This window comes from Nonomuraea sp. NPDC048882 (assembly GCF_040649755.1).
GTDB classification, from domain to species: domain Bacteria; phylum Actinomycetota; class Actinomycetes; order Streptosporangiales; family Streptosporangiaceae; genus Nonomuraea; species Nonomuraea maheshkhaliensis.
The window spans coordinates 67,767-93,186 of the sequence record NZ_JBEZGB010000019.1; the positions used below are offsets into that span (position 1 = coordinate 67,767).

Annotated in this window: 25 protein-coding genes; 17 read left to right on the forward strand and 8 right to left on the reverse strand. The window is 72.2% G+C overall.

Annotated features, from left to right (window positions below):
• Nucleotides 1–18 precede the first annotated feature (18 nt).
• Complete coding sequence (locus AB0C27_RS45570; RefSeq protein ID WP_357858817.1) at nucleotides 19–2,244, forward strand: heavy metal translocating P-type ATPase; 2,226 nt, start codon at nucleotides 19–21, stop codon at nucleotides 2,242–2,244.
• 184 nt (nucleotides 2,245–2,428) lie between these two features.
• On the forward strand, nucleotides 2,429–3,571 hold the full coding sequence (locus AB0C27_RS45575; protein ID WP_357858820.1) for a serine hydrolase domain-containing protein: 1,143 nt from the start codon (nucleotides 2,429–2,431) through the stop codon (nucleotides 3,569–3,571).
• A 56-nt stretch (nucleotides 3,572–3,627) separates the two neighbouring features.
• Here the strand turns inward: AB0C27_RS45575 and AB0C27_RS45580 are convergent, their stop codons facing one another.
• Nucleotides 3,628–6,057 (reverse strand): heavy metal translocating P-type ATPase, encoded by a 2,430-nt coding sequence (locus AB0C27_RS45580; RefSeq protein ID WP_357858823.1) that lies wholly within the window; start codon nucleotides 6,055–6,057, stop codon nucleotides 3,628–3,630.
• Nucleotides 6,058–6,147: 90 nt separating this feature from the next.
• On the opposite strand from AB0C27_RS45580, the gene AB0C27_RS45585 reads away from it, so the two are divergent.
• Nucleotides 6,148–6,534, forward strand: coding sequence for a hypothetical protein (locus AB0C27_RS45585; RefSeq protein ID WP_357858826.1), 387 nt, complete (start codon nucleotides 6,148–6,150; stop codon nucleotides 6,532–6,534).
• Here AB0C27_RS45585 and AB0C27_RS45590 read toward each other — a convergent pair.
• On the reverse strand, nucleotides 6,507–6,938 hold the full coding sequence (locus tag AB0C27_RS45590; protein ID WP_357858829.1) for a hypothetical protein: 432 nt from the start codon (nucleotides 6,936–6,938) through the stop codon (nucleotides 6,507–6,509). The genes AB0C27_RS45585 and AB0C27_RS45590 overlap by 28 nt on opposite strands.
• Nucleotides 6,939–6,949: 11 nt before the next feature.
• Here AB0C27_RS45590 and AB0C27_RS45595 point away from each other — a divergent pair, with 11 nt between their 5' ends.
• The 6 genes from AB0C27_RS45595 to AB0C27_RS45620 all read left to right on the forward strand — a co-directional run bounded on the left by AB0C27_RS45595 (nucleotide 6,950) and on the right by AB0C27_RS45620 (nucleotide 13,168).
• Nucleotides 6,950–7,297 carry an FAD-dependent monooxygenase gene (locus AB0C27_RS45595; protein ID WP_357858832.1) on the forward strand — a complete coding sequence of 116 codons (348 nt, stop codon included), beginning with the start codon at nucleotides 6,950–6,952 and terminating at the stop codon, nucleotides 7,295–7,297.
• Between the two features lie 76 nt (nucleotides 7,298–7,373).
• On the forward strand, nucleotides 7,374–8,846 hold the full coding sequence (locus AB0C27_RS45600; RefSeq protein ID WP_357858835.1) for an MFS transporter: 1,473 nt from the start codon (nucleotides 7,374–7,376) through the stop codon (nucleotides 8,844–8,846).
• Between the two features lie 5 nt (nucleotides 8,847–8,851).
• Complete coding sequence (locus AB0C27_RS45605; RefSeq protein ID WP_346112842.1) at nucleotides 8,852–9,292, forward strand: MarR family transcriptional regulator; 441 nt, start codon at nucleotides 8,852–8,854, stop codon at nucleotides 9,290–9,292.
• Between the two features lie 190 nt (nucleotides 9,293–9,482).
• A complete protein-coding gene (locus AB0C27_RS45610; RefSeq protein WP_357858839.1) occupies nucleotides 9,483–10,859 on the forward strand; it encodes an alpha/beta hydrolase in 1,377 nt (458 codons plus the stop codon).
• Nucleotides 10,860–10,955: 96 nt separating this feature from the next.
• Nucleotides 10,956–11,747, forward strand: coding sequence for a methyltransferase domain-containing protein (locus tag AB0C27_RS45615; RefSeq protein WP_357858842.1), 792 nt, complete (start codon nucleotides 10,956–10,958; stop codon nucleotides 11,745–11,747).
• A gap of 191 nt (nucleotides 11,748–11,938) precedes the next feature.
• Nucleotides 11,939–13,168, forward strand: a complete 1,230-nt coding sequence (locus tag AB0C27_RS45620; protein ID WP_357858845.1) for an AI-2E family transporter — start codon at nucleotides 11,939–11,941, stop codon at nucleotides 13,166–13,168.
• Nucleotides 13,169–13,221: 53 nt separating this feature from the next.
• On the opposite strand, the gene AB0C27_RS45625 is transcribed toward AB0C27_RS45620, so the two are convergent.
• The 6 genes from AB0C27_RS45625 to AB0C27_RS45650 form a co-directional block, all read right to left on the reverse strand.
• Nucleotides 13,222–13,992: an ABC transporter ATP-binding protein gene (locus AB0C27_RS45625; RefSeq protein ID WP_357858848.1), complete on the reverse strand. Its 771-nt coding sequence runs from the start codon at nucleotides 13,990–13,992 to the stop codon at nucleotides 13,222–13,224.
• Nucleotides 13,989–14,846, reverse strand: a complete 858-nt coding sequence (locus tag AB0C27_RS45630; RefSeq protein ID WP_357858851.1) for an ABC transporter ATP-binding protein — start codon at nucleotides 14,844–14,846, stop codon at nucleotides 13,989–13,991. The genes AB0C27_RS45625 and AB0C27_RS45630 overlap by 4 nt, the downstream gene beginning before the upstream one ends.
• Entirely contained in the window at nucleotides 14,843–15,682 is an 840-nt protein-coding gene (locus tag AB0C27_RS45635) for an ABC transporter permease (RefSeq protein ID WP_357858854.1), read from the reverse strand. The genes AB0C27_RS45630 and AB0C27_RS45635 overlap by 4 nt, the downstream gene beginning before the upstream one ends.
• Complete coding sequence (locus AB0C27_RS45640; RefSeq protein WP_357858857.1) at nucleotides 15,679–16,638, reverse strand: ABC transporter permease; 960 nt, start codon at nucleotides 16,636–16,638, stop codon at nucleotides 15,679–15,681. Before AB0C27_RS45640 ends, AB0C27_RS45635 begins: the two co-directional genes overlap by 4 nt.
• Complete coding sequence (locus AB0C27_RS45645; protein WP_357858860.1) at nucleotides 16,638–18,137, reverse strand: ABC transporter substrate-binding protein; 1,500 nt, start codon at nucleotides 18,135–18,137, stop codon at nucleotides 16,638–16,640. The genes AB0C27_RS45640 and AB0C27_RS45645 overlap by 1 nt, the downstream gene beginning before the upstream one ends.
• A gap of 113 nt (nucleotides 18,138–18,250) precedes the next feature.
• Nucleotides 18,251–18,886, reverse strand: coding sequence for a TetR family transcriptional regulator (locus AB0C27_RS45650; RefSeq protein WP_346112852.1), 636 nt, complete (start codon nucleotides 18,884–18,886; stop codon nucleotides 18,251–18,253).
• Nucleotides 18,887–18,974: 88 nt separating this feature from the next.
• On the opposite strand from AB0C27_RS45650, the gene AB0C27_RS45655 reads away from it, so the two are divergent.
• The 8 genes from AB0C27_RS45655 (at nucleotide 18,975) to AB0C27_RS45690 (ending at nucleotide 25,420) form a co-directional block, all read left to right on the forward strand.
• On the forward strand, nucleotides 18,975–19,724 hold the full coding sequence (locus tag AB0C27_RS45655; RefSeq protein WP_357858864.1) for an SDR family oxidoreductase: 750 nt from the start codon (nucleotides 18,975–18,977) through the stop codon (nucleotides 19,722–19,724).
• Nucleotides 19,721–19,897, forward strand: a complete 177-nt coding sequence (locus AB0C27_RS45660; RefSeq protein WP_357858866.1) for an NAD-dependent epimerase/dehydratase family protein — start codon at nucleotides 19,721–19,723, stop codon at nucleotides 19,895–19,897. Before AB0C27_RS45655 ends, AB0C27_RS45660 begins: the two co-directional genes overlap by 4 nt.
• 411 nt (nucleotides 19,898–20,308) lie before the next feature.
• Nucleotides 20,309–21,949, forward strand: coding sequence for an OPT/YSL family transporter (locus tag AB0C27_RS45665; protein WP_357858869.1), 1,641 nt, complete (start codon nucleotides 20,309–20,311; stop codon nucleotides 21,947–21,949).
• 77 nt (nucleotides 21,950–22,026) lie between these two features.
• A complete protein-coding gene (locus tag AB0C27_RS45670; protein ID WP_357858871.1) occupies nucleotides 22,027–23,079 on the forward strand; it encodes a hypothetical protein in 1,053 nt (350 codons plus the stop codon).
• A 198-nt stretch (nucleotides 23,080–23,277) separates the two neighbouring features.
• Entirely contained in the window at nucleotides 23,278–24,165 is an 888-nt protein-coding gene (locus AB0C27_RS45675) for an SseB family protein (RefSeq protein WP_357858874.1), read from the forward strand.
• Nucleotides 24,162–24,554 carry a hypothetical protein gene (locus AB0C27_RS45680; RefSeq protein ID WP_357858877.1) on the forward strand — a complete coding sequence of 131 codons (393 nt, stop codon included), beginning with the start codon at nucleotides 24,162–24,164 and terminating at the stop codon, nucleotides 24,552–24,554. Before AB0C27_RS45675 ends, AB0C27_RS45680 begins: the two co-directional genes overlap by 4 nt.
• Nucleotides 24,555–24,680: 126 nt before the next feature.
• Nucleotides 24,681–25,076 carry a YbaB/EbfC family nucleoid-associated protein gene (locus AB0C27_RS45685; protein ID WP_357858880.1) on the forward strand — a complete coding sequence of 132 codons (396 nt, stop codon included), beginning with the start codon at nucleotides 24,681–24,683 and terminating at the stop codon, nucleotides 25,074–25,076.
• Nucleotides 25,073–25,420, forward strand: a complete 348-nt coding sequence (locus tag AB0C27_RS45690) for a hypothetical protein (RefSeq protein WP_357858883.1) — start codon at nucleotides 25,073–25,075, stop codon at nucleotides 25,418–25,420. The genes AB0C27_RS45685 and AB0C27_RS45690 overlap by 4 nt, the downstream gene beginning before the upstream one ends.

The window sequence follows — 25,420 nt, forward strand, 5'->3', positions numbered from 1 at the left end:
AGAGGAAGGAGAACGGTGATGTCACAACTCACCGATGACCGGCACAACGCGGTCGAACTCTCGATCGGCGGCATGACCTGCGCCTCGTGCGCCAACCGCATCGAGCGCAAGCTGAACAAGATGGACGGCGTGACCGCGACCGTCAACTACGCCACCGAGAAGGCGAAGGTCACCTTCCCCGAGGGCGTCGATCCGCGGCTGCTCGTCGAGGAGGTGGAGAAGGCCGGCTACACGGCGGCCCTGCCCGCGCCTCCCAAGGCCGAGACGGGGGAGGAGGAGCCGCAGGACGAGCTCCGGCCCCTGCGCCAGCGCCTCATCACCTCCGTGGTGCTGGCGGTGCCGGTGGTCGCGATGGCGATGATCCCGCCGCTGCAGTTCACCAACTGGCAGTGGCTGTCGCTGGTGCTGGCCGCCCCCGTGGTGGTCTACGCCGGATGGCCGTTCCACAAGGCGGCCTGGACCAACCTGCGCCACGGCGCCGCGACGATGGACACGCTGATCTCGATCGGCACGATCGCGGCGCTGGGCTGGTCGCTGTGGGCGCTGTTCTTCGGCACGGCGGGCGTGCCCGGCATGACGCACCCGTTCGTGTTCACCATCGAGCGCACCGACGGCTCCGGCAACATCTACCTGGAGGCGGCGGCGGGCGTCACCGCGTTCATCCTGGCCGGGCGCTACTTCGAGGCCCGCTCCAAGCGCCGGGCGGGCGCCGCGCTGCGGGCGCTGCTGGAGCTGGGCGCCAAGGAGGTGGAGCTGGCCGACGGCCGGCGCGTGCCGGTCGAGCAGCTCAAGGCCGGCGACCGCTTCGTGGTCCGGCCCGGCGACAAGATCGCCACGGACGGCGTGGTCGAGGAGGGTTCCTCGGCCGTGGACACCTCGATGCTGACGGGCGAGTCCGTGCCGGTCGAGGTCGGGACGGGCGACGCCGTCACCGGCGCCACGGTGAACGCGGGCGGCCGGCTGGTCGTGCGCGCCACCCGGGTCGGCGCCGACACCCAGCTCGCCCAGATGGCCAAGCTGGTCGAGGAGGCCCAGACCGGCAAGGCGCAGGTGCAGCGGCTCGCCGACCGCATCTCCGGCATCTTCGTGCCCATCGTGATCGCGCTCGCCCTCGGCACGCTCGGCTTCTGGCTCGGTACGGGCGCCGGCGCGGGAGCGGCCTTCACCGCCGCGGTCGCGGTGCTGATCATCGCCTGCCCGTGCGCCCTCGGCCTGGCCACCCCGACCGCCCTGCTGGTCGGCACCGGGCGTGGCGCTCAGCTCGGCATCCTGATCAAGGGCCCCGAGGCGCTGGAGTCCACCCGCGGCATCGACACGGTCGTGCTGGACAAGACCGGCACGGTCACCGAGGGCAGGATGACGCTCACGGCCGTGCACGTGGCCGAGGGGGAGAGCGAGGAGGAGGTGCTGCGCCTGGCCGGCGCGCTGGAGCACGCTTCCGAGCACCCGATCGCCCAGGCCGTCGCCAAGGGCGCCGCCGCCCGCGTCGGCGCGCTGCCCGCGCCTGAGGACTTCGCGAACGTCGAGGGCCTCGGCGTGCAGGGCATCGTGGACGGGCACGCCGTCCTGGTCGGCCGCCCCCGGCTGCTGGCCGAGTGGTCGCAGCACCTGCCCGCCGACCTCGAACGGGAGCTGCACGAGGCCCAGGCCGCCGGCCGCACCGCGGTCGCGGTCGGCTGGGACGGCCGGGCCCGCGCCGTGCTCGTCGTGGCCGACGTGGTCAAGCCGACCAGCGAGGAGGCCATCGCCAGGCTCCGCGCCCTCGGCCTCACGCCGGTCCTGCTGACCGGCGACAACGAGGCCGTGGCCAAGGCGGTCGCCGCCGAGGTGGGCATCGACGAGGTGATCGCCGAGGTGCTGCCCGCCGACAAGGTGGACGTGGTCAAGAAGCTGCAGTCCGAGGGCAAGGTCGTGGCCATGGTGGGCGACGGCGTCAACGACGCCGCCGCGCTGGCCCAGGCGGACCTGGGCCTGGCCATGGGCACGGGCACCGACGCCGCCATCGAGGCATCGGACCTGACCTTGGTACGCGGTGACCTGCGGGTGGCGGCCGACGCCATCCGGCTGTCACGCCGGACGCTGTCCACGATCAAGGGCAACTTGTTCTGGGCCTTCGCCTACAACGTGGCCGCGCTGCCGCTGGCGGCGATGGGGCTGCTCAACCCGATGATCGCGGGCGCGGCGATGGCGTTCTCCAGCGTCTTCGTGGTCAGCAACAGCCTCCGGCTGCGCCGCTTCCGCTGACGCCGCCGACGATCCCGAACAAGACCGACGGCTCCACACCTGCGGGTGTGGAGCCGTTCGGCGTCTCTGATCTTGATTGGTCGTTCGGTCGATCAAGATCAGCCGAACGACCGATGCCGGCCTGAGTGCCTGCCACGAGAGTGGAACGCGCTCGATCACGTATGCCGATGAAAGCGGAAAAATCATGTTCGTCACACACTTAGGGGTGGCCGCCGCCCTGCTGGCCACCACCATCACCGCCGCGCCCGGGTACAGCCGGTCGGACCTGCGGCGCGACGCCGAGCGGATCGTCGCCGGCGGAGCCACGGGGGTGCAGGTGCGCGTCACCGGCGAGGGCGGGAGCACGGTCGTGACCGCCGGCGTCGCCGACGTCCGGACGAAGAGCCCGGTGCCGCCGAACGGATATTTCCGGATCGGCTCCAGCAACAAGGCCTTCGTCGCCACCGTGGTGCTGCAACTGGCCGGCGAGGGGAAGCTGTCACTCGACGACACCGCGGACAAGTGGCTTCCCGGGCTGATCAAGGGGCACGGCAACGACGGCCGGAAGATCACCGTTCGCCACCTCCTCCAGCACGCCAGCGGGATCGTCGACGACTACCCGTTCCCGACGGCCATCGCCTCCTCCCGCGAATACCGCCGCCACCGCTTCGACACCTACACCGCGCGCCAGGTCATCTCCAGGGCGATGCGCCACAAGCCGGCCTTCGCCCCAGGCAAGGGCTGGTCGTACGCCAACACCGGGTACGCCGTACTCGGCCTGATCATCGAGAAGGTGACCGGCCGCCCCTGGTACGCCGAGGTGGAACGGCGCGTCATCAAGCCACTGGGCCTCAAGCACACCCGTTGGCCCGGACGATCGGCCGAGCTGCCGCGCCCCCACGCGCGCGGATACAGCGTGTTCAAGACCGGCGAGGGATTCGTCGACACCACCCGGCACCGCGACGCGGACGCCTCGGGCGGGCTCATCTCCACCACCGCGGACCTCGACCGCTTCTTCACCGCCCTGCTCGGCGGCGAACTCCTGCGGCCCGCCCAGCTCGCCGAGATGCGCAAGACCGTTCCCGTCGCCAAGGAACTGCGGCAGATCTGGCCCGGCGCCCGCTACGGACTCGGCCTGATGCGGCGTCCGCTGCCGTGCGGCGGCACCTACGCGGGGCACGGCGGGGACATTCTCGGCTTCTCCACCCGGACGGGAGTCACCGACGACGGCAAGCGCAGCATCGTGGTCTCCGTCTCCACCGAGCGCTTCGATTCGGCCAGGCGCGTTCTCCAGCTTGAGGCCGCCGTCGACCGGCTGGTCAGCCGGGCTCTGTGCGACGCCCGATGAATGACGCCCGATGAACGACGCCGGATGAACAGCGGCAGAGGGCCGGAGATCCAGCGTCACGAAGCGCCGGGGGAGGGCAGGCGCAGCCGTTTGAGCGCGAGGGCGTTGACCGCCACGATCAGGCTCGAACCCGACATGGACAGCGCGGCGATCTCGGGCCGGAGCACGAGCCCGAACGCCGGCTCGAACACCCCGGCGGCGATCGGCAGTGCGAGGGTGTTGTAGCCGATCGCCCAGCCCAGGTTCTGCCGCATCTTGCGCAACGTGCCCCGGCCGATCCGCAGGGCGGTCGGAACGTCGAGCGGGTCGGAGCGCATGAGCACGACGTCGGCGGTCTCGATGGCCACGTCCGTGCCGGCCCCGATGGCGATGCCCAGGTCGGCCTGGGCCAGCGCCGGGGCGTCGTTGACGCCGTCGCCGACCATGGCCACCCTGCGGCCGGCGGCCCGCAGCTCGGCGATCTTGGCCGCCTTCTCCTCCGGCAGCACTTCGGCGACCACGGTGTCGATGCCGAGCCGCCGCGCGATCCGCTCCGCGGTGGCCGCGTTGTCGCCCGTGAGCATCACCACCTCGACACCGAGCTCGTGCAGCTCGGCCACGGCCGCGGACGAGGTGTCCCTGACCGCGTCCGCGATGCCGATCACCCCGGCCGCGATGCCGTCCACGGCCACCATGACCGCGGTCCTGCCGCCCTCGGCCAGCTCCTGCCGCCTGCTCGCCAGCGTCTCCGGCTCCACCGCTTCGCGCTCCAGCAGCCGCCGGTTGCCCACCACGACCCGGCGCCCGCCGACCTGCGCGACGGCGCCGTGCCCGGGGACGTTCTCGAACCCGCTCGCCGTCATCGGGGTCAGGCTCAGGTCGTCGGCGTGCCGGACGATCGCCGCGGCCAGCGGATGCTCCGACTCGCGCTCCACCGCCGCGACCAGGCGCAGGAACTCCTCCTCCGGCAGCGCGCCGACGGTCACCACATCGGTGACCTCCGGCTCGCCCTTGGTCAGGGTGCCGGTCTTGTCCATCACGACGACGTCGACGCGAGCCGAGGTCTCCAGCGCCATCGCGTTCTTGAACAGCACGCCACGCTCGGCGCCCAGCCCCGTGCCGACCATGATGGCGGTCGGGGTGGCCAGGCCGAGCGCGTCCGGGCAGGTGATGACCACGACCGTGATCGCGAACAGCGTCGCGACGCCGAGCGGCTGCCCCGCCGCCAGCAGCCAGACCAGGAAGGTGAGCGCGCCGCCGACCAGCGCCACCAGGACGAGCCAGAACGCCGCCCGGTCGGCCAGCCGCTGCCCCGGCGCCTTGGAGTTCTGCGCCTCTTGGACCAGCCGGACGATCTGCGCCAAAGCGGTGTCGGCGCCGACCTTGGTCGCGCGTACGCGCAGCGTGCCGTCGCGGTTGATGGTGGCGCCGATGACGGCCGAGCCCGGCTCCTTGTGCACCGGCAGGCTCTCGCCGGTGACCATCGCCTCGTCCACCTCGCTCTGGCCGTCCTCGACCACGCCGTCGACCGGGATCTTCGCGCCCGGGCGTACCAGCAGCAGGTCACCGGCCACCACCCCGGCGGTCGGGACCTCCACCGGGCGGCCGTCGCGCAGGACCGTCGCCATGGGCGGGGCCAGGTCGAGCAGGGCGCGGACGGCGTCGTTCGCGCCGCCTCTGGCCCGCATCTCGAACCAGTGGCCGAGCAGCACGAACGCGGCCAGGACGGTGGCGGCCTCGTAGAACACCTCACCGCCGCCGCCGGTGAGAGTGACGATCAGGGAGTAGAGCCAGCCGGCGCCCACCGCGACCGCGACGAGCACCATCATGTCGAGCGTACGGGCTCTGAGCGCGCGTACGGCTCCGGCGAAGAAGATCCAGCACGAGTAGAAGATCACCGGGAGGCTGAGCAGCAACGCCCAGACGTCCTGCCGCAACCCGAACGGCACGGGCAGCTCCAGCCCGAACACGTCCGTGCCGATCGGGGACCAGAGCACGATCGGGATGGAGAAGAGCGCGGCCACCAGGAAGCGGTTGCGCATGTCGGCGACCATCGCCGCCATCGACATCCCGCCATGGCCCGCCATCTCGTGTGGCGTGGTCGTCGTCTCGCCGCCGTGACCCGCCATCTCATGGGGCGCGATCGTCTCGCCGCCGTGATCCGTTGTCTCGTGGTGTGCGGCCTCGGCACCCGTCGCGTGATCGACTGACCGGCGGGGCTCGGCCATCGGGTCACACATGTGGGTGGGCACGGACTGCCCGGCGCAGTGGTAGCCGCACTCGATGACCCACGTACGCAACTCGGCGACGGACGTACGGCGCGGGTCGAAGCGCACCGTCGCCGTCTGCGCCACCGCGTTGGCCTCGACGTGCAGCACCCCTGGACGCCGGCCGAGCACGGCCACGATCACGTTCTGCTCCGAGGCCCACCGCAGCCCGCTCACGTCGAGGATCGCGGTGCCGCGCTCCTCGCCTCCATCGCGCCGTGCGGAGACCGTGTCGCCCATGGTCGTGTCCTCCCCACGAGAACGCCCGCCTCACCCCGGGGCCGGCCCGAGAGGTGTCGCAGTCCGGCGAACGTTTGTGATAGTCGGCTCATGACATCGGCTGACGGCACGAACCTGCAAGCACATCTGTTCGGCTGGCGGCCGGAGCGCCGGTACGACGTCGTCTTCTTCGGGTTCTGGCTGTCGCACGTCCCGGCCGAACGTTTCCCGGCCTTCTGGTCGCTGGCGGCCGACTGCCTCGAACCGGAGGGACGGGTCCTTTTCGTCGACGACGCCTACCGGACCGCCGACGAGCTCATCGAAGGCGAGGGGTCCTCGACCATCCGGCGGCGGCTCCTGGACGGGACCGCGTACCGGATCGTCAAGGTCCCGCACCCCCCGCGGGAGCTCGAACGGCGGCTGGCCCGGGTCGGGTGGCGCATCGAGGTCCACCCCACCTCCGGCCCGTTCTACTGGGGAGCGGGAAGCCGGGCCTGAGGCTCCGAGGGCGTGGGCGGGCGCCAGCCGTGGGTGAGCAGGTCGAAGAGCTCTTCGACGGCGGCCCGATGGTCCGGGCGGCCTCGGGTGAGTGCCGGGATCTCCAGGACGAACCGGGCCAGGGCCTGACAGGCGAGGTTGTCGTGGCTCACCCCCGCGTCGTCGGCGATGGCGGCGCTGAGGGCGTCGGCGTGGCGGGTCCACATGCGCTTGGCGTATTCGCGCAGCACCGGTGTGGAGTCGAGGAGCCGGCTGAACTCGGGCCAGCGCGGGTGGGTCGCGACGGGGAGCCAGGACTTGAGCGCGTGCTCGCGCAGCGCGTCGACGACGCTCTGACTGGCGGGGCGCTGACGTACGGCGGCGGTCAGCTCCGCCTCCAGGTTTTCATCCTGGTCGAAGACCATGGTCGCCGTCCATGCTCCGGATGATCACCGACAACGACGGCCCGTACGTCGACCGCCCTCTGTTCGCCCTGCCCGCCCCGCACGCCTGGGAGCACAACCCGGCCGTGACCCTGCTCGGCGACGCCGCCCACCTCATGCCCCCGCTGGGCGTCGGCGCCAACCTGGCCGTGCTGGACGCCTGCGAACTCGCGCTCGCGCTGGCCGGCTCCGCCACGGTCGGCGACGCCGTGCGTACGTACGAGAAGACCATGCTGTCCCGGGCCGCGGACGCGGCCCGGTTCCTCGAAGGCGGCATCGAGGGGCTGCTGGAGCGTGAGGAGGACAACGGCGACGGCATCGGGTTCGGTCCGCCCGTGTAGGGCCGGTCCTGGCGTCCCGCCACCTGCCGGAGTACCCGCCAGTGGAGGTACTTAGTTATGCGAATATAATCGTTCTATGTCTATAACCAAGCGGGTCTCCGCCCCGCCCGACGCGACCCCCGTGCTCAGCCCCCGCCGGCGCATGCTCGTCCTCGGCATCTGCTGCATGAGCCTGTTCATCGTCGGGCTGGACAACACGATCGTGAACATCGCGCTGCCCGCCATCCGCCGCGACCTGAACGCCTCCGTCTCCGGCCTGCAGTGGATCATCGACGCGTACACGCTGGTGCTGGCCAGCCTGCTCATGCTGTCCGGCTCGACCGGGGACCGGGTCGGCCGCCGCCGCACGTTCCAGACGGGGCTGACGCTGTTCACGCTCGGCTCGCTCATGTGCTCGCTCGCGCCCAGCCTCGGCTGGCTCGTCGCCGCGCGGGCGCTGCAGGCCGTCGGCGGCTCCATGCTCAACCCGGTCGCCATGTCGATCATCACGAACACCTTCACCGAGCCGCGCGAGCGGGCCAGGGCCATCGGCGTGTGGGGCGGCATGATCGGCCTCAGCATGGCGCTCGGCCCGCTGGTCGGCGGCACGCTGGTGGGGACGGCCGGCTGGCAGGCGATCTTCTGGATCAACATCCCGGTGGGCGTGGCCGCGTTCGTGCTGTGCGCGCTGTTCGTGCCGGAGTCGCGCGCGCCGCGCGCCCGCCGGATCGACCCCGTCGGCCAGGTGCTGATCATCGTGGTGCTGGCCACCGTGACGTACGGGTTCATCGAGGCGCCGGCGGCCGGCTGGGGTTCGCCGCGGACGCTGGCCTGCTTCGCGGTCGCCGCGCTGGCGCTGGCCTGCCTGGTCCCGTACGAGCTGCGCCACGCCGAACCCCTGATCGACCTGCGCTTCTTCCGCAGCGCCCCGTTCGCGGGAGCCACCGTCACCGCCGTGTGCGCCCTGGCCGCGCTGGGCGGGTTCCTGTTCCTCAACACCCTCTACCTCCAGGACGTGCTGGGCCTGTCCGCCCTGCACGCCGGCCTCTACACGCTGCCCATCGCCGGGCTGACCGCGGTCTGCGCGCCCCTGTCCGGCCGGATCGTGGCGAGCGCCGGGCCGCGCGTGCCGCTGGTCGTGGCCGGGGTCACCATGGCGCTCAGCGGCCTGATCCTGACGGGGCTGACGGCGGACATGCCGATTTGGCGGCTCATGACCGCGTACGTGCTGTTCGGGCTGGGCTTCGGCATGGTGAACGCGCCGATCACCAACACCGCCGTGTCCGGCATGCCGCGCGCCCGGGCCGGGATGGCCGCGGCGGTGGCCTCCACCAGCCGCCAGATCGGGCAGGTTCTCGGCGTCGCGGTCATCGGCTCGCTGGTCACCTCGGCGGTCGCCGGCCCGTTCGCCACCGGCTTTCCCGCCGCCACCCACATCGGCTGGTGGATCATCGCCGGCAGCGGCCTGGTGATCGCCCTCCTCGGTATCCTGACCACCACCGGCTGGGCCCGTGACAGCGCCGCCCGCACCGCCGAACGGCTCGACCCTGTCGCGGAAGGAACGGCGTAGACCTCATGAGCCAGACCCCCGACCAGGAGGCGGTGGCCCGCGTCTGGTCCGGCATGTACGACCTCGTCCTGCGCCAGGAGGATCGCCGCAAGGAGGTGGCCGAGACGCTCGGCATCAGCTTCTTCCGCGTCAAGGCGCTGCGCCGCCTGCTGGCCGGGCCGATGACGATGCGGGAGCTGACCGCCGAGCTGTCCACCGACAAGCCGTACACCACGCTGATGGTGGACGACCTGGAGCGGCGCGGCTACGTGACCCGCAGCGTCGCCCCGAGCGACCGCCGGAGCCGGATCGTCACGCTGACGCCGGCCGGGACGGCGGTCGCCGAGGAGGCCGAGCGCATCCTGGCCCGCCCGCCGCGCTCCCTGCTCGCCCTGGACCCCGCGGACCTGGCCGCCCTCGACCGCATCATCGCCGGGCTGCGCGCCCCGGAGCGGTCCGCGCCCTGACGGCGGCCGGTCCATACGTGTGACGGCGGCGCGCGGCGCAGAGGGGGCCGCGCCATGGCGGCGGCGCGCGCGGCGCGGGCCCGGGCGCGGGCATTCTTGCAAGGGATCTATTCCAGCGCCTTTAAAGGGGTCCGCAAGGTTAAGCGGTCACTTTTTCCTTATGCGACGTCTCATCACCATCATTACACCCGTGATCGTCGCCGTGATCGCCATGACCGGCCTGGCCGGTACGGCGAACGCCACGGCGCCCGGCCGGGTCTCCGACTATTACGGCCAGCGTCTTGCCTGGTCATCGTGTGGCAGCGGCTTCCAGTGCGCCAAATTAAAGGTTCCACTCGACTATTCGAAGCCGGGCGGGAAACGGATTAAGATCAGCCTGATCCGGCTTCCTGCGACCGGAAAGAAGATCGGCTCCCTGGTGCTCAACTTCGGCGGCCCCGGAGTCTCGGGAGTGGAGAGCTTGAAGGCGAGCAAGGCGGCCGTGTCGGCATCGCTCCGCAGGCGGTTCGACGTCGTGAGCTTCGACCCGCGCGGCGTCGGCGGATCGGCCCCCGTACGCTGCCTGGGCACGCTGGGCCTGGACGCCTTCTACTCCACCGACCCGACGCCCGACACCAAGGCCGAGATCAAGCAGGCCAGGATGTGGTCGAAGACGTTCGCGAAGGCCTGCGCGGCCAACGCGGGCAAGGACCTGCTCGCCCACGTCAGCACGGGCGAGGCCGCCCGCGACATGGACGTGATGCGCTCGGCGCTGGGCGACTCCCGCCTGACCTACCTCGGCTGGTCGTACGGCACCTACCTGGGCGCCCGGTACGCCGACCTGTTCCCGAGGCGGATCCGCGCCATGGTGCTGGACGGCGCGGAAGACCCCGGCCAGTCGGGCGGCGAGTTCGCCCAGAGCCAGGTCACGGGCTTCCAGACGGCGCTGGAGTCGTTCGTGCGCGACTGCTTCAAGGCCAAGGGCTGCCCGTTCAAGAAGCACTCGGTACGCGCGGCGGTGAAGCGGATCGACGCGCTCTACAAGCGGGCCGATCGCGCGCCGCTGCGCAACACCTACGACGGCCGCCAGGTGAGCGAGGCGGTCGTGCGCACCGGTGTCCAGCAGGCGCTGTACGGGGTGGCGTACTGGCCGACGCTGCGCCTGGCGCTGGCCCAGGGGTTCAAGGGTGACGGCTCGCTGCTGCTGCGGCTCGCCGACCTCTACAACGGGCGCCGGGCCGACGGCACGTACGCCAACACGCTGGAGGCGTTCCGGGCCATCCACTGCCTCGACCGGCCCGAGCTGCGCTGCCCGTACTGGCCGGTCAAGGGCAAGGCGTTCACCAAGAAGGTGCGGGCCCACGGCTCGCCGCCGATCGTGGTGGTGGGCACGACCCGCGACCCGGCGACGCCGTACGCGCTGGCCAAGGCGCTGGCGGCGCAGCTGTCGAAGGGCGTGCTGCTGACGAAGAACGGCGACGGCCACACCGCCTACGCCGGCGGGTCCACCTGCCTGGAGCGGCAGATCGACCGTTACCTGATCACGGCCAGGGCCCCCAGGCCGGGCGCCTGCACCGCGAGAGCCTGACGACGGCCGCTCGCCGGGTGACCGTCATGGGGCGGCCACCCGGCGGGCGGACGTCCGCTTGACTTCAAGCCGACTTGAAGTCGCAGGATCGCCCCCATGAAGACGAACACGAACCCGGATAGAACGTCGGGCACGGGCCGCACCAGCGAACAGACCGACGCGTTCATCACCCTGCTCGACCTCGCCGACGGCCTCCCCGGGGCGGCCGAGCTGCGCGCCCGCTCCTACGAACTCCTCAGCCTCGCGCCGGGCGCGGCGGTCGCCGACGTCGGGTGCGGGGCCGGGCGCGCGGTCGGGGAGCTGGCCGGACGGGGTGCGCGGGCGATCGGCGTGGACCTCGACGAGCGGATGATCGAGGTGGCGGGCGGGCGCTGGCCCGCGGGGGACTTCTGCGTGGCGGGCGCCTACGCACTGCCGTTCGCCGACGGCGAGCTGCGCGGCTACCGGGCCGAGAAGCTCTACCACATCCTGGACGACCCCGGCCGCGCGCTCTTGGAGGCGCGGCGCGTGCTCGCCCCCGGCGGGCGCATCGTGCTGATCGGCCAGGACTGGGACACCTACGTCGTCGACTCCGACGACGCCGCGCTCACCCGTACGATCGTGCACGCCCGCGCCGACCTGGTCACCGGCCCGCGCGTCGCCCGCCGGCACCGCAACCTCCTCCTCGACGCCGGCTTCACCGACGTCACCGTCGAGGTCCACACCTGGGTCCTCGCGGACGAGAGGGCGCTGCCCGTGCTGGCCGACCTCGCGGAGCGGGCCCGCTCGGCCGGGGCGATCAGCGACGCGCAGGCCGAGTCGTGGCTCGCCGAGCAGCGCGAACGGGGGCGCCGCGACCGGCTCTTCCTCGCCCTGCCGCTCTTCGTGGCCGCGGCCACCCGCCCGTGACCGCCCGGCGTCGACCGCGGCACCGTGACCACGCGCCCGCGACCGGTCCCGGTGCCGTGGCCGCGTGCCCGTGATCGTCCGGCGCCCTCGGCGTCCGCTCAGGTGCCGGGGGCCGCCGTGCACGATCCACTCCGGACGGGGAAGAGATGCCGGTGAGGCATATCGCCGCGTGCCCCGGTCAGGAGGGTGCCATGAAGCCGTTCGACCCCCGGGAGCCCCGTCCCGAGCCCACCCAGCGGATCCAGGTGCTGCTCTCGCCGGCCAACGTGTGGCGGGTGGGGTTCGCCGTCGTCGCGGTCGTCGTCGTGGTGTACCTCATCCGCTTCGTCCTCACCGACGCCGGTTCGCTGATCGTCGTCGTGGTGATGGCCTGGTTCCTGTCGCTGGCGATGGAGCCCGCGGTCGGCCGGCTGGCCCGGCACATGCGCAGGGGCGCCGCGGCCGTCCTCGTGATGATCGGGATCGCGCTGCTCACCGCGGTCTTCCTCCTCCTGTTCGGCAATCTGTTCGTCGAGCAGGCCGCTTTACTCGTACGCGCGCTGCCCGAGGTCGTCACCGGCGCCATCGAGTGGATCAACACCCGATTCGGTACGAAGTACGATATTTCCACCATCCTCAGCTCCATCAACCTGACCCCGCAGCAGGCCGCCACCTACGCCCAGGACCTGCTCGGCGGCGTGCTCGGCCTGCTCGGCACGATCACCTTGGCGGTGTTCAACACCTTCGCCCTGCTGCTGTTCACCTTCTACTTCTCGGCCGACGGCCCCCGGCTGCGGCGCTGGCTCGCCCAGCTGCTGCCGGGCCGCGTCCAGCAGGTCTTCCTCACGGTGTGGGACGTGTCGCTGGTCAAGACCGGCGGGTACGTCTCCGCCCGGCTCATCCTGGCCGCGATCAACGGCACCAGCTCGGCCGTCGTGTTCCTGCTGCTCGGCATGCCCTCTTGGCTGGCGCTGGGGGTGTGGACCGGGATGGTGGCCCAGCTCGTGCCCACGATCGGCACGTACATCGCGATCGCGCTGCCCACCGTGGTCGGCCTGGTGTCGCCCCGGCCCTGGATCGGGCTGGCGGCGCTGGCCTGGGGGATCCTCTACCAGCAGGTGGAGAACCTGACGCTGGAGCCGCGGATCAGCGGGCGGGCGGTGAACATGCATCCGGGGGTCGCGTTCGCGGGCGTGCTGCTGGGGGCGCAGCTCTTCGGGGCGGTGGGGGCGCTGCTGGCGGTGCCGGTGCTGGCCATGCTGCTGTCGTTGCTGGACACGTTCGTGTCCCGCAAGGAGCTGATGCCGGTCATGCCGGACGTGCCGGAGGCGTACCTGGAGGAGAACGGCGAGAGCCCGGCGGCGGCGGAACCCGAGGCCGAGCCACGCCCGGAACAGGCGCGAACCGCGCCCAAGGACGGCGACCCCGGCCCCTCGCCCTGATCAGGACGCGCCGAAGGGCGGATAAGGGGAGAGGCCGTCAGGGCGCGGGCCGGTCAGGACGCTGTCGGGCCGGTGTCGCGGCGCAGGCGGGGGACGCTGGCGACGAGGCGGCGCGTGTGCGGATGGGTGGGCGAGCCGAGCACGGCCGCGCTCGCCCCCTGCTCCACGATCCGGCCCCCGTCCAGCACGGCGATCTCGTCGCACAGGGCGCTCACCACGGCCAGGTCGTGCGAGACCATCACCAGCGTCAGCTCCCTGGTCGCCTTCAGCTCCCGCAGCAACTCGACCAGCCGCACGCGCGTGGTCACGTCGAGCGCGCTGACCGGCTCGTCGGCCAGCAGGATCCGCGGCTCGCACACGATGGCCCTGGCGATCGCGATGCGCTGCCGCTGCCCGCCGGAGAACTCGTGCGGATAGCGGCGCGCGGCGTCCGCCGGCAGGCCGACGGCGCGCAGCGTCTCCGCCACCCGGTCGCCGATCTCGTCGCGGGCGCCCATCCGCATCGCCCGCAGCGGCTCCGACACGATGCGGTCCACCCGCTGGCGGGGATCGAGCGACGAGTACGGGTCCTGGAACACCGGCTGGACACTGCGCCGGAACTCCTGGTCGCGCCCTGGCCGCAGCGGCCGGCCGTCGAACAGCACCTCACCCGTGCTGGGCCGGGCCAGGCCGAGCAGCAGCCGCAGCAGCGTGCTCTTGCCCGCCCCCGACTCGCCGACCAGCGCAAGGTTGCGCCCCGCCGTCACCGCGACGGACACGCCGGAGAGCACGGGCGCCCCGCCCCGGTACGCGAACCCGACCTCCCTGGCCTCCAGCAACGTCATGGCGCCAGCCGATCGAACTCGGCCTCGAACGCCTCCGCGCTCTCCACCAGCGCACGCGTGTAGGGGTGCCGCGGTGCGCGCACGATGTCCTCCGCCCTTCCCGACTCCACCAGCGAGCCGCGTTCGAGCACGGCCAGCCGGTCCGTCACGCCCGCGACCACGGCCAGGTCGTGGCCGATGAGCAGCAGCGCCATCGACCGGCCCGAGACCAGCCCGTTGAGCAGCGCGAGCACCTCGGCCTGCACGGTCACGTCGAGCGCCGTGGTCGGCTCGTCGGCGATCAGCAGGTCGGGCTCGCAGGCCAGCGCCATGGCGAGGGCCGCGCGCTGCCGCTGGCCGCCGGAGATCTCGTGCGGGTACGCGCCCGCGACCCGTTCCGGCAGGCGGACCTCGTCCAGCGCGGTCGAGACGGCGGCCCGCAGCGCCCCGCCACGCAGCCCGCGCCGGCGCCGGATCGGCCCGGCGAGCTGCCTGCCGATGCGCATCAGCGGGTCCAGCGCCGTGAGCGGCTCCTGGAACACCGCGCTCACCGTCCGCCCGCGGACGCGGTCCAGCCGCCGGTCCCGCGCGCCGACGATCTGCGTGCCGGCCAGCAGCACGCTGCCGTGCGCGCTCAGCCCGGCGGGCAGCAGGCCGAGGACGGCCAGCGCGGTCAGCGACTTCCCCGACCCGGACTCGCCGATCAGTCCCAGCCGCTCACCGGGCGCCAGCGTGAACGACACGCCGTGCAGCAGCTCACCGCCGCCCGCTTGGCGCACCGACAGCCCGTTCACGTCCAGCAGCGGCGACACGTCCCGGCTCACCTGCTCGGCCGGGGTCGGCGGCTCCGGGACCATCGGCTCCTCGCCGGTCATCGGCTCCTCCCCGGGGCGAGGTCGCGCAGCCCGTCGGCGACCAGGTTCACGCCGACGACGAGCACGACCAGCAGCACGCCAGGCGCGATCGCGCCCACCGGCGCGGTGAGCACGGTGGCCTGCGCCTCGTGCAGCAGCCGTCCCCAGGACGCGTTCGGCGGTGGCGGGCCGAGGCCGAGGTACGACAGCGACGCCTCCGCCAGCACGGCCAGGCCGAGCTGGAGGGCCAGGTTGACCAGCAGCGTCGGCCAGATGTTCGGCAGCACGTGCTCGGCGATGATCCGCGGCCACGAGCTGCCCGACGTACGCGCCGCCGTGATGTAGTCCTGCGCGAGCACCCGCTTGACCAGGATCCTGGTCAGCCGCGCGACCACCGCCGACATGGCCAGCCCGATCGCCAGCACCGCCGAGCCGAGCGAGGCCTGCCGCACCGCGACCACCAGCATGGCCAGCAGCAACGTCGGGAAGGCGATCAAAGCGTCCAGGGCGGCGGCCAGCGCGTCGTCGAGCCACCGCGTCGCGAACCCGGCGGCCAGCCCGGCCAGCACCCCGAGCGCGCCGCCGAGCAGCACCGACCCGCCGCCGGCCACCAGCGCGATGCGGGCGCCGATCATGAGCTGGGTGAGCAGGTCGCGGCCCAGCTTGTCGGTGCCCAGCAGATGCTCGCCGCCCGGCGGGACCAGCCGGCCGCCCGAGGTGTCGGCCGGATCGTACGGAAGCCACACCAGCGACACGACGGCCACCGCGAGCACCACACCGACCAGCACGCACCCGGCGGCGAGCCCCTTGCTCCCTGGCCTCTTGCGCCCAGTCCTCTTGCTCTGGGGCCCCTTCACGAGCGCCCCAGGCGGGTCCGCAGCCGCGGATCGACCAGGCGCTGCGCCACGTCGGCGGCGAACCCGATCACCAGCACCGCGAACGTGCTGACCGCGAGCACGCCCTGAATGACCGGATAGTCGTGCTCGGAGATGCCCTCGATCAGCAGGGTCCCCAGGCCGGGCAGCGCGAACACGCTCTCCACCACCACCGCGCCGAGGAACGTCGTGGCCAGCTCGATCCCGAGCACCGCGATGACCGGCCCGGCCGCGTTGCGCAGGCCGTGCCGCCACATGGCGCCGGCGAACGACTCGCCCAGCGCCCGCGCGGTGCGCAGGTGGTCGCTGCCCAGCACGTCCAGCGTGGCCGCGCGGACGTAGCGGATCAGCGAGGCCGACATGACCAGCGCGATGGTGACGACCGGCAGGACCAGCGCCGTCAGCGCCCGTCCCGGCTCGGCCCAGTCCTCGCGCGGGAACCCGCCGGCCGGCAGCAGCCGCAGGCGCAGCGCGAACACCGTCACCAGCAGCATGCCGATCCAGAACACCGGCACCGCGATCCCGAGCTGCGCGAAACCGCTGAGCAGCGGCCCGTACCAGCGCTGAGCCCGGTGGGCGGCCAGGAAGCCGACCGGCACCGCCACCACCACCGCCAGCGCGAACGCCAGCAGCGTCAGCGGCACGGTGACCACCAGCCGGGCCGCGATCTCGCCGCCGACCGGCAGCTTGCTGACGTAGGACGTGCCGAGGTCGAGCCGGGCCAGGCCGCCCAGCCAGGCGGCGAACTGCTCCAGCAGCGGCAGGTCCGAGCCGGTCTGGCGGCGTGCCGCCGCGATCTGCTCGGGGGTCGCGCCGATGGACAGCAGGGCGTTGGCCGGATCGCCGGGCAGCAGCCGCAGCAGCACGAACAGCAGCGAGGCCGCCAGCAGCAGCGAGCCCAGCAGGAAGGCCGTGCGGCGCAGCAGGTAACGCGCCATCAGCCCTTCTTGATCCCGTACGCGTAGAACTGCGAGTTCAGGCCGTTGACCGGATAGCCCGACAGCTTGGAGGAGGCCACGACGATCTGCGGGTAGAGGTAGAGCCAGTCGCTGGCGGCGTCCTCGGCGATCTGCCGGTTGGCCTTCTTCAGCAGCTCGGTCTGCTCCTCGGCGGTCTTGGCCCGCTCGGCCTCCTCGACCCAGCCGGTGACCTGCTTGTTGTCGTAGCCCCAGTAGAAGTCGGGGTTGCCGTACCAGACCACGTCGCGGTCGTTGACGTGCTCCTGAAGGGTGGCGGCGAAGTCGCGCTTCTTGAACACCTTGCTGTACCACTCGTCGGCGGTGATCACGTTGATGTCGACGGTGATGCCGACCTTGGCCAGCTCGCTCTTGACGAACGTGGCCACCGTCGGATGCGGGTCGTAGTTGGGCGTGTCCAGGGTGAAGCGGAAGCCGCCCGCGTAGCCGGCTTCGGCGAGCTGCTTCTTGGCCAGCTCGATGTCGTACGGGTTGACCTTCGTCAGGTCCTCGTACCACGGGTCGGTGGGCGGCACCATCGAGCCGATCAGGCTGCCGTGCCCGGCCCAGATCGACTCCAGCAGTTTGGCGTCGTCGATCGCGGAGGAGACGGCCTTGCGCACCAGCGGCTTGTCGAACGGCGCCTTCCTGTCGTTGAAGGCGAGCAGCAGCTTGGTCGTGGAGTGACCCTCGGCCACCTTGTAGTCGGGGTTGCCGGTGAACTGGGCCAGCGCGTCGGGGCTCTGCTCGCTGGTGACGACGTCCACGGCACCGGTGAGCAGCGCGTTGTTGAGCGCGGTGGCCTCGGTGAAGTAGTGGAACACGACGCCGCCGTTGGCCGGCTTCGGGCCCCAGTAGCCGGGGAAGGGTTCGAGGCTGAGCGTCGAGCCGCGCTTCCAGGACCCCAGCTTGTACGGCCCCGTACCGTCCTCACCGGTCGTCAGGTCCTTGGCCTCGGCGTTGACGATCCACACGTAGCTCAGGTTGTAGAGCAGGGAGATCGACCTGCTGGACAGCTTGATGACCACGGTGCCCTCGTCGGGCGCGGTCACGGACTTGATCACCTCGAGTTGGCTCTTGCGCGCCGACTGCGAGTCCGCCGCGCTCACCCGCTCGATGCTCTGCTTCACGTCCGCGGCCGTCAGCGCCTTGCCCGAGTGGAACGTCACGCCCTGGCGCAGCTTGAAGGTGTAGGTGAGGCCGTCGTCCGACACCTCCTGGCTCTCGGCCAGCAGGTTCTCCACCTTGCCCGCGTCGGTGAGCCGGTACAGGCCCTCGTAGACGTTGCCGTTGAACGTCTCCGTCACGCCCTGGCCGCCGCCGGCCGTGTTGTCGAGGTTCTGCGGCTCGTACAGGGAGCCGATCTCGATCGTGGCGGCGCCGCTGCCGGCGCCCTCCTGAGGTGCGGCCGCCGGGTCCGATCCGCATGCGGCGAGAGCGAGGGCCAAAGCGACCGCGACGCCGGCGAACTTCCTGATCAAGGTGACTCCTGAGCACAGCGGCCGGCACGCGGGACGGGGGCGGCCGCTTTTATGTATATCGGGTAGGTAAACCTCACTATAGGTGGACGGGGGCATAAGGGAGAAAACCGCCCTTACCGTACGGGCTGCTGATCCGTGGCGAACGAGCGGATGTAGGCCAGCGTCGCGTTCATCGACGCCTCCAGCGGCTGCACGTCGAGCACCGTCTGGGACAGCAGGGTGCCGCCCTGGTGGGCGGAGAGCAGCGCGAAGGCGAGCTCGTCGAGGTCGGCGTCGGCGCGCAGCTCGTCGCGCTCGCGCATGGCCCGCAGCCCGTTGAGGATCAGGTCCTTCCAGCGCAGGAAGCCGTTGGCCAGGTCGGTCCTGGACTCCTCGTCGGTGCCGCTCAGCTCGCCGGCCAGGGTGCCGAGGTCGCAGCCGCCGCGGCAGCCGTTCTCTCGCTGGCGCTCGATCGCCGCGTCAGCCCAGGCGCGCAGGGCCTCGAAGCTGTCGAGAGCCGTTATTCGCGGTAGCCCTGGATCGAGCGCGGAGTCGGCCTGGCGGGTGATGACCGCCCTGATCAGGGCCTGCTTGCTGTCGAAGTAGTGGTAGAGCTGCGAGCCGCTGACACCCGCGGCGGCGCGGACGTCCTCGATGCCGGTGCCGGCCACGCCGCGCTGGGCGATGAGCGCGGTCGCCGCCTCGATGATGCGGTTTTTGGTGGCCTGGCCCTTCGGGGTCAGGCGGCGGGGCTTGGTTGCTTCGGCCACGTCGCAAAGCCTACCGGATTGGGTTGCGCAATCCAGAAAATGCCCCTACGTTTTTGGACAGATCAACCCAGAAAGTGAGTCCACCACCATGACCATCGCTCCCGCACGCACCCTCACCGCCCTTGTGACCGGCGCGACCGCCGGCATCGGCCGCGCCGTCGCGCTGCGGCTGGCCGCCGACGGCATCCACGTCATCGCCCACGGCCGCGACCCGGAACGCGGCGCCCAGCTCGTCAAGGAGATCACCGCCGAAGGCGGCACCGCCCGCTTCGTCACGGCCGACCTGGCGAACGCCGACGAGGTCAAGGCCCTGGCCGCCGCGGCCGGCGAGGTGGACATCCTGGTCAACAACGCCGGCATTTACACCTTCACCAGCACGCCCGGCACCAGCGCCGAGAGCTTCGACGAGCAGCTCGCCATCAACACCCGGGCCCCGTTCCTCCTCGTCGGCGCGCTCGCGCCGGGGATGGCCGAGCGCGGGCACGGCTTCATCGTCAACATCACCTCGACCGCGGCGACGTCGCCCGCGCCGATCGGCGGCGCGTACGGGGCGTCGAAGGCCGCCATCGAACTGCTGACCCGCTCCTGGGCCACGGAGTTCGGCTCCAGCGGCGTCCGGATCAACGGCGTCTCGCCCGGCCCGGTCCGCACCGCGGGCACCACCGCCATGCTCGGCGAGAACATCGAGCTGATGGGCAAGGTCAACATCCGCGAGCGGATCGGCGAGCCCGAGGAGATCGCCTCGATCGTCCAGTTCCTCATCCACGCCGACAGCAGCTACATCAACGGCACCGTCATCGTCGCCAACGGCGGCGAGCGCAGCACCCTGCCGCAGTGAACGTCCTGGTCATCGGCGCCACCGGCTTCGTCGGCGGAGCCGTCGCCCGCCACCTCGCGGCCCAGGGCCACACGGTCACCGGCCTGGCCCGCACCGACGAAGCCGCTGCCGCGCACCCCGCACGCGGAGCGAGCTCGGCTGGACCCCGACGCACACCGACATGCTCACCATGATCGGCGAACCCCGCCTACGGCAACTGGCCACCCAACCGGCCTGACCCACCCCAGGGTTGCCCGCCCCGCTCGGCGCAGGTCCGTTTGGCATCGGCCGCGCTCGGCGTAGGCCCGTTTGTGCTGGGCCCTGCTTGGCGTCCGTTCCGTGCTCGACATCGGGTGAGCCCGTGTCGGATCCTGAGGGTTCGGGATCAGCGGGGCCGGGACGTCGTCTCGACCGGTGAGCGGTCGGGACGGCGTGCGCGTGCTCGCTGGGCGTGCGCGCAGCGGCCGGGCGCGATGAGCGCGTGCTGTGCGGTCTTCTCGACGCGCGCGGTCGTGAGGAGGATCTTCGGTGGAGACCAGGGGTAGTCACCGTCTCCGGAGAACCGCCGGTTTACGCCTGCTCCACGAGCGGGCGTAGGCCGGCTCATGCCGTCGGGCCCGAGCGAGGAACACCCACCGCCACCCCGCCACCTCACACTCGCGCCCATCGCGCTCGGCGTGCTCCTCGGCGGCTGCCTCAGCGTGCTCAACGTCATCCTGGCCTTCAAGGCGGGCGCCGGATCCGGCGGCGCGATCATCACCGTGCTGCTCGGCGGCGCCGCCCTGCGACTGCTGCGGAAGCTGAACTGGCGGACCCTGTTCGTCACCTATGCGACCGCCTCAGGAGGCACCCTGGCGGTCCCCGCGATCGACACCAGCATCGGCGCCGGCCTGCTGAGCGGCGACCCCATGCCGTCCTGGATCTCACTCGCCGGCCTCGCGCTCCTGGCGAACCTCCTCGGCCTCGTCCTGGGGGTGGTCCTGGCCCCTACAATCATCGGCGACCCCGGCCTGAAATATCCGGCCTTGTGGCCGGTCATCGACCTCATGCACACCCTGACCGGCTCCGGCGACCGCGAGGCGGGTGCGGAGAGGCAGCGGCTCATCGTCGTGGCCGCCGTCGTCGCGGCCGTGCTGTCGTTCGCGGCCGCGCTCGCCGGCCGGGACTCCCTGCCGCCCGCCCCCGGCCTGCCGCCATACCTCGCCCTGTCGTTGTCGCCGATGCTCTTCGGACTCGGCCTGCGCCTGCCGGGCGCCTCCACGGTCTGGATCGGCCTCGGAGCGGCGTACTCCCTCGTCGTCTGGTACGCCACCGCGCTGCGCACATCACCGCGGCCCGCGCCCGCCTACGCCGAGCACCTCGGCTCGCCCTGGATCCTCGCCGTGGGCGTGGGCCTGCTGCTCGGCTACGCCTGCGGTTTCGTGGTCAGGCTGGCGGCCGGGCCGGGCCGGGCCGTCGCCGGGGCGATGCGGGGGAGAGACGGCCACCGGTGGCTCGCGGTGGCGGGCATTTCCGCCGTGGTGGCGGCTTTTGTCGCGCTGCCGCCGCCGTACCTGACGATCGCCGTCGCCCTCGTCGTCCTCGCCCCGCTGTTCGGCGTCATCCTGAACCGGGTCAACGCCGCCACCGGGATGGCGCCCACGGGCGTGCTCCAGTTCCTCGCCCTGGTCGTCCTCGCGCTGGCACACGTGCCGCAGGGGACGGCGTACCTGCTCGTCGGCCTCGTCTGCGGCTCGGCACTGGCGTCGGCGTACTACATCGAGGCGGCCAAGGTGGCCTCCACAGCACGGGACGCGCCGCGCACCCGCCAACTGCTCGCCTGCCAGGCGATCGGCAGCGTCGCCGGCGTCGGAACGGGCATCACGCTGCTCTTCCTGATCGGCGAGCTGGGCGCCGTCGGCAGCGCCGCCTTCCCCGCGCCCACGTCGAGCGCCCTGGACTTCCTGAACGCCCTGCTCCGGGGGTCGCCGGAGTACGCGCACTCGGCCGTGCTCTTCCTCGTCCCGGCGGCGCTGGCCGGGCTGGCCCTGGCCTGGACGCCGGTCCTGCCTACCCTGCTGGGCCTGGGCGTGCTGCTGCCCGCCGCCACCTCCGCCGCCATTCTGCTCGGCAGCCTGGCCAAGCTGGTCTCGCAACGCCGCAGGCGGGACGAGGGCGCCTTCGCCGCCACCGTCGGCTCCGGCCTGATCCTGGGCGGCGGCCTGGCGAACGCGTTGCTGCTGCCGATCCAGCTGATCACCTCGTGAACGCCAGTCGTACCAGGTAAAATGCGGTCCGCGGCCCCATCTGCGGCCCCATCCGCTGCGGGGCGCGGGAGACGACGATGACCAGACTGTCCGGCTTCAAGCGCGCCCGCAGGGGCGCGTCCCTGACGGCGGCGCTGCACGTGAGCAACGGCGATGCCACCGACCTGCCCGGCACCGGGCTCGCGCCCCGCCTCATCTACTGGCGCGACGTCCTGCACGAGGGCCCCGTGCCCGACGTGGAGCCGGAGGAGCTGCGCCGGATCAGGGCGGCGTTCCTGACCGGGGCGGACGCGGACGACCGCGCGGAGGGCGCGCGCATGTTCGCCGAACGGGACCGGACGCTGGCCGGCAACCGCGACGGCGAGTACGTCCTGTGGTTCGAGGCGGACCTGTACGACCAGCTCCAGATCATCGAGATCCTGTCCCGCCTGGCCGGCCTCGGAGTGCCGGCGGAGCGGATCACACTGATCTGCATCGGCGAGCACCCCGGCATCGCCCGGTTCGGCGGCCTCGGCGAGCTCACGGCCGCACAACTGCGCGCGCTGCCCGGCACGAACGCCCGCATCCGGCTCACCCCCGCCGCACTCGACCTGGCCACCGGGGCATGGGCGGCCTTCCGCGCCCCGGCCCCCGACGGCCTGGGCGCCGTCGCCGCCCACCGCTCGGCCGAGCTGCGCTTCCTGGGCGAGGCGTTCGACCGGCTCAGCCGCGAATACCCCTCGACCCGTGACGGGCTGTCGCTGACCGAACGGCGCGTGCTGGCCGCCGTCGCCGGCGGCGCCACCGAGGCCGGGACGGCGTTCGTCCGCGCCGCCGCGCGCGAGACGCGCCCGTACCTCGGCGACTCCTGGTGCTACGCGATGATGGAACGGCTGGCGCGCGCGCCCGTCCCGCTCCTGGACGCCGAGCCGGCGGGCCGCCCGGTCGATCGCGGCACCGAGCTGCGGCTCACCAAGGCGGGGGAACGGGTGCTGGCCGGGGCGGCGGACCACGTGGCGCTCAACGGCCTCGACCGCTGGATCGGCGGGGTGCACCTGCACGGGCACGACGTGCCGTGGCGCTGGGACGAAGGCACAGAACGCATCGTCCCCGCGCCGGAACCGATCGGCGCGTCGGCGCCGGCCTCCTGACGCGCGCGTGGGCGGGCGCGGCGCGGCGAAGGTAGCGGCCACGCACAGTCCGGCCTCCTGACGCGCGCAGGGGGCGCTGTCGCACGACGGGAGCCGACCGCCCTGGGCGGTCCGGCGATACCGGGCACCGCACCGGGGGCGCGGAGCAGCCGGCCGCCGGTGTCGGTGCGCGGCACGCGTACCCGGCACAATGGGCGGATGGCTGAAGATGATCATCTGCCGGTGAGCCCGTTCGAGGAGCAGCTGTGGGCCGCGCACCGGGACGGGCACATGGCGCTGTGCCTCAGCCTGCTGCGCAGTGCGGACCTGGCGCTGCCGATCACCGCCGCCGCGGCGGCGGGCGAGGAGGCGCCCGCCTGGGCGACCGCCTCGGGCCCCGGGCGGACGTGGCTGCTCGCCTACACTTCGGTCGAGGCGATGCTGCTGGCCACCGGCGGGACCGCCACGCACTGCCGGGTCACCTCCATGACGGAGCTGGCGGCCGGCTGGCCCGACCCGCGATGGGGGCTGGCGGTCAACCCGGGGCTGGCGGTCTCGTTCCCGCTGGAACCGGGGACGGTGGCGCGGCTCGCGGTGCCCACGATGACCCAGGACCTCCTGCTCGACCCGGAGTCGGGCGTGCCCGTGGTGCAGAAGCTGATCGCCACGGCCGACCTGCCCGACCTGCTGGCCACGAGCGGGCCGAGGGTGTCGGGCTACTGCCACCACGCGCTCGACGTCTCTCACATCGCCACGCCCGCGGTCCTCGCGGCGGCGCTGGGCCGGCCTGACCTGCTCAGCGCGAGCGGCTCGCTGAACATCCTGCGCTGGCGTCCGGTCGGGCTCGGCCTCTACCGCACGCCGTACGGGGGGACCGACGAGGAGGGCCGGGAGGCGGTGGCGGGCTGGGTGGTCGAGGAGCCGCCGTTCGCCGGCATGGGGCTGGTGCCCAGCCCCGACAACATCATCCGCGAGTACAAGGTGTACGGCGTGGGCCTGCCCCACGGCGCCGAGATCTGGGAGCTGACCATCGCGGGGACCGAGCACCGCAGGGCCGTCTACCACGGTGACCTGCGCCGCTGGCTGCTGATCGGGAGGGCGGCGTGACCGCCTGGCACTCCTACCGGGCCTGCTGGCGGGGCGCCGACTACGCCGCCAGCCCCGAGCCGCACGCCCTGGAGCTGTGGGTACGCCTGCGCAGGACCGACCCGGCCGACGGGTTCGAGGAGGTCGAGCCGGGCTGCCACGTGCGCACGGTCCCCGTCGGGGAGTGCGAGTCGCTGCACTTCGTGACCGTGGTGTGCCGCTGGCGCGGCGAGCCGTTCCAGGTGCACGAGGAGCGGGACGGGCGGCTGCTGCTCGAATACCTCGGCGGATCGGTGCTCACGGCGCGCCGCCTGGGGCTCGACCGGATCGAGCGCGGCGTCTACCGATGCTGGGCAAATCGTGACGAAGTGGACGAAATGCGCGAGGAGGCCGTACTCATCACACCCTGAACCCACCGGTAAAGCTCTCCAGAATCCTCACTTTTGCGACAGACTCTTGTTTGTTGGTGTTCATGTGACGGAAACTTACTCCTCAGGAACATGCGTCGTAACAGGCGAGAGCGTCATGAGAGGGTCATGGGATCACTGGAGCGGCCAGACGTGGCGGGAGTTCGGGCCTACGCCGACGAACTGCGTGAGATGTTCACCCGGCTACAGGACCAGGGCCTCGAACTGCACACCAGGGCCAGAGCGGTCCAGGTGACGGAGACCTCGCTCGACGGCCTCGTGTCGGTGACCGTCGGATCGCGCGGCGAGCTCGTCCGGATCGACCTGGACCCGCGCATCTACCGGCGCCCCGACGCGCGCGGACTGGCCGACACGATCGTGACCACCGCGCAACGGGCCGCCGCCACCGCCCGCGAGCGCATCGTGGAGATCTTCGCGCCCGTGATCCCGCCCGAGCAGTTCCAGGCGCACCTCGACGGAGACGTCGAGGCGGTCCTGTCCCAGCTTGCCGGAGGTGCCGAGTGAAGGATTGGGAAGGCGCGGCCATCGCCAAGCCGATCGTCGACCGGGGCATCTCCGCGTGGTCCGTGATGGCCGAGGAGGTCGAACGGAGCCTGCCCAAGCTCGTCTCCGACGTCGAGGCGCGCATCGCCGGCGCGCCCTGGGGCGGCGGGATGGAGGGCGAGGCCTTCATCCGTACGCACTTCCGCGACGGCGGGCCCGGCGAGCTGCTCAACCAGTGCGGCCGGCTCGCCAAGGAGATCACGGACGCGGGCGACCGGCTCAGGACGGCCATCGACAACACCCTCCAGACGGACGCCGACATCAAGCATGACCTCACGGCCCTCGCGCGGCAGCGAGAGGTCTGA

Bases quoted from the DNA above. Each gene is read 5' to 3' on its own strand.
- AB0C27_RS45580 (WP_357858823.1), bottom strand. From the start codon at position 6,057: ATGGGCGACACGGTCTCCGCACGGCGCGATGGAGGCGAGGAGCGCGGC.
- AB0C27_RS45620 (WP_357858845.1), top strand. From the start codon at position 11,939: ATGAAGCCGTTCGACCCCCGGGAGCCCCGTCCCGAGCCCACCCAGCGG.
- AB0C27_RS45595 (WP_357858832.1), top strand. From the start codon at position 6,950: ATGCTCCGGATGATCACCGACAACGACGGCCCGTACGTCGACCGCCCT.
- AB0C27_RS45615 (WP_357858842.1), top strand. From the start codon at position 10,956: ATGAAGACGAACACGAACCCGGATAGAACGTCGGGCACGGGCCGCACC.
- AB0C27_RS45600 (WP_357858835.1), top strand. From the start codon at position 7,374: ATGTCTATAACCAAGCGGGTCTCCGCCCCGCCCGACGCGACCCCCGTG.
- AB0C27_RS45585 (WP_357858826.1), top strand. From the start codon at position 6,148: ATGACATCGGCTGACGGCACGAACCTGCAAGCACATCTGTTCGGCTGG.
- AB0C27_RS45655 (WP_357858864.1), top strand. From the start codon at position 18,975: ATGACCATCGCTCCCGCACGCACCCTCACCGCCCTTGTGACCGGCGCG.
- AB0C27_RS45665 (WP_357858869.1), top strand. From the start codon at position 20,309: ATGCCGTCGGGCCCGAGCGAGGAACACCCACCGCCACCCCGCCACCTC.
- AB0C27_RS45640 (WP_357858857.1), bottom strand. From the start codon at position 16,638: ATGGCGCGTTACCTGCTGCGCCGCACGGCCTTCCTGCTGGGCTCGCTG.
- AB0C27_RS45590 (WP_357858829.1), bottom strand. From the start codon at position 6,938: ATGGTCTTCGACCAGGATGAAAACCTGGAGGCGGAGCTGACCGCCGCC.
- AB0C27_RS45670 (WP_357858871.1), top strand. From the start codon at position 22,027: ATGACCAGACTGTCCGGCTTCAAGCGCGCCCGCAGGGGCGCGTCCCTG.
- AB0C27_RS45575 (WP_357858820.1), top strand. From the start codon at position 2,429: ATGTTCGTCACACACTTAGGGGTGGCCGCCGCCCTGCTGGCCACCACC.
- AB0C27_RS45625 (WP_357858848.1), bottom strand. From the start codon at position 13,992: ATGACGTTGCTGGAGGCCAGGGAGGTCGGGTTCGCGTACCGGGGCGGG.
- AB0C27_RS45570 (WP_357858817.1), top strand. From the start codon at position 19: ATGTCACAACTCACCGATGACCGGCACAACGCGGTCGAACTCTCGATC.
- AB0C27_RS45605 (WP_346112842.1), top strand. From the start codon at position 8,852: ATGAGCCAGACCCCCGACCAGGAGGCGGTGGCCCGCGTCTGGTCCGGC.
- AB0C27_RS45675 (WP_357858874.1), top strand. From the start codon at position 23,278: ATGGCTGAAGATGATCATCTGCCGGTGAGCCCGTTCGAGGAGCAGCTG.
- AB0C27_RS45630 (WP_357858851.1), bottom strand. From the start codon at position 14,846: ATGACCGGCGAGGAGCCGATGGTCCCGGAGCCGCCGACCCCGGCCGAG.
- AB0C27_RS45685 (WP_357858880.1), top strand. From the start codon at position 24,681: ATGGGATCACTGGAGCGGCCAGACGTGGCGGGAGTTCGGGCCTACGCC.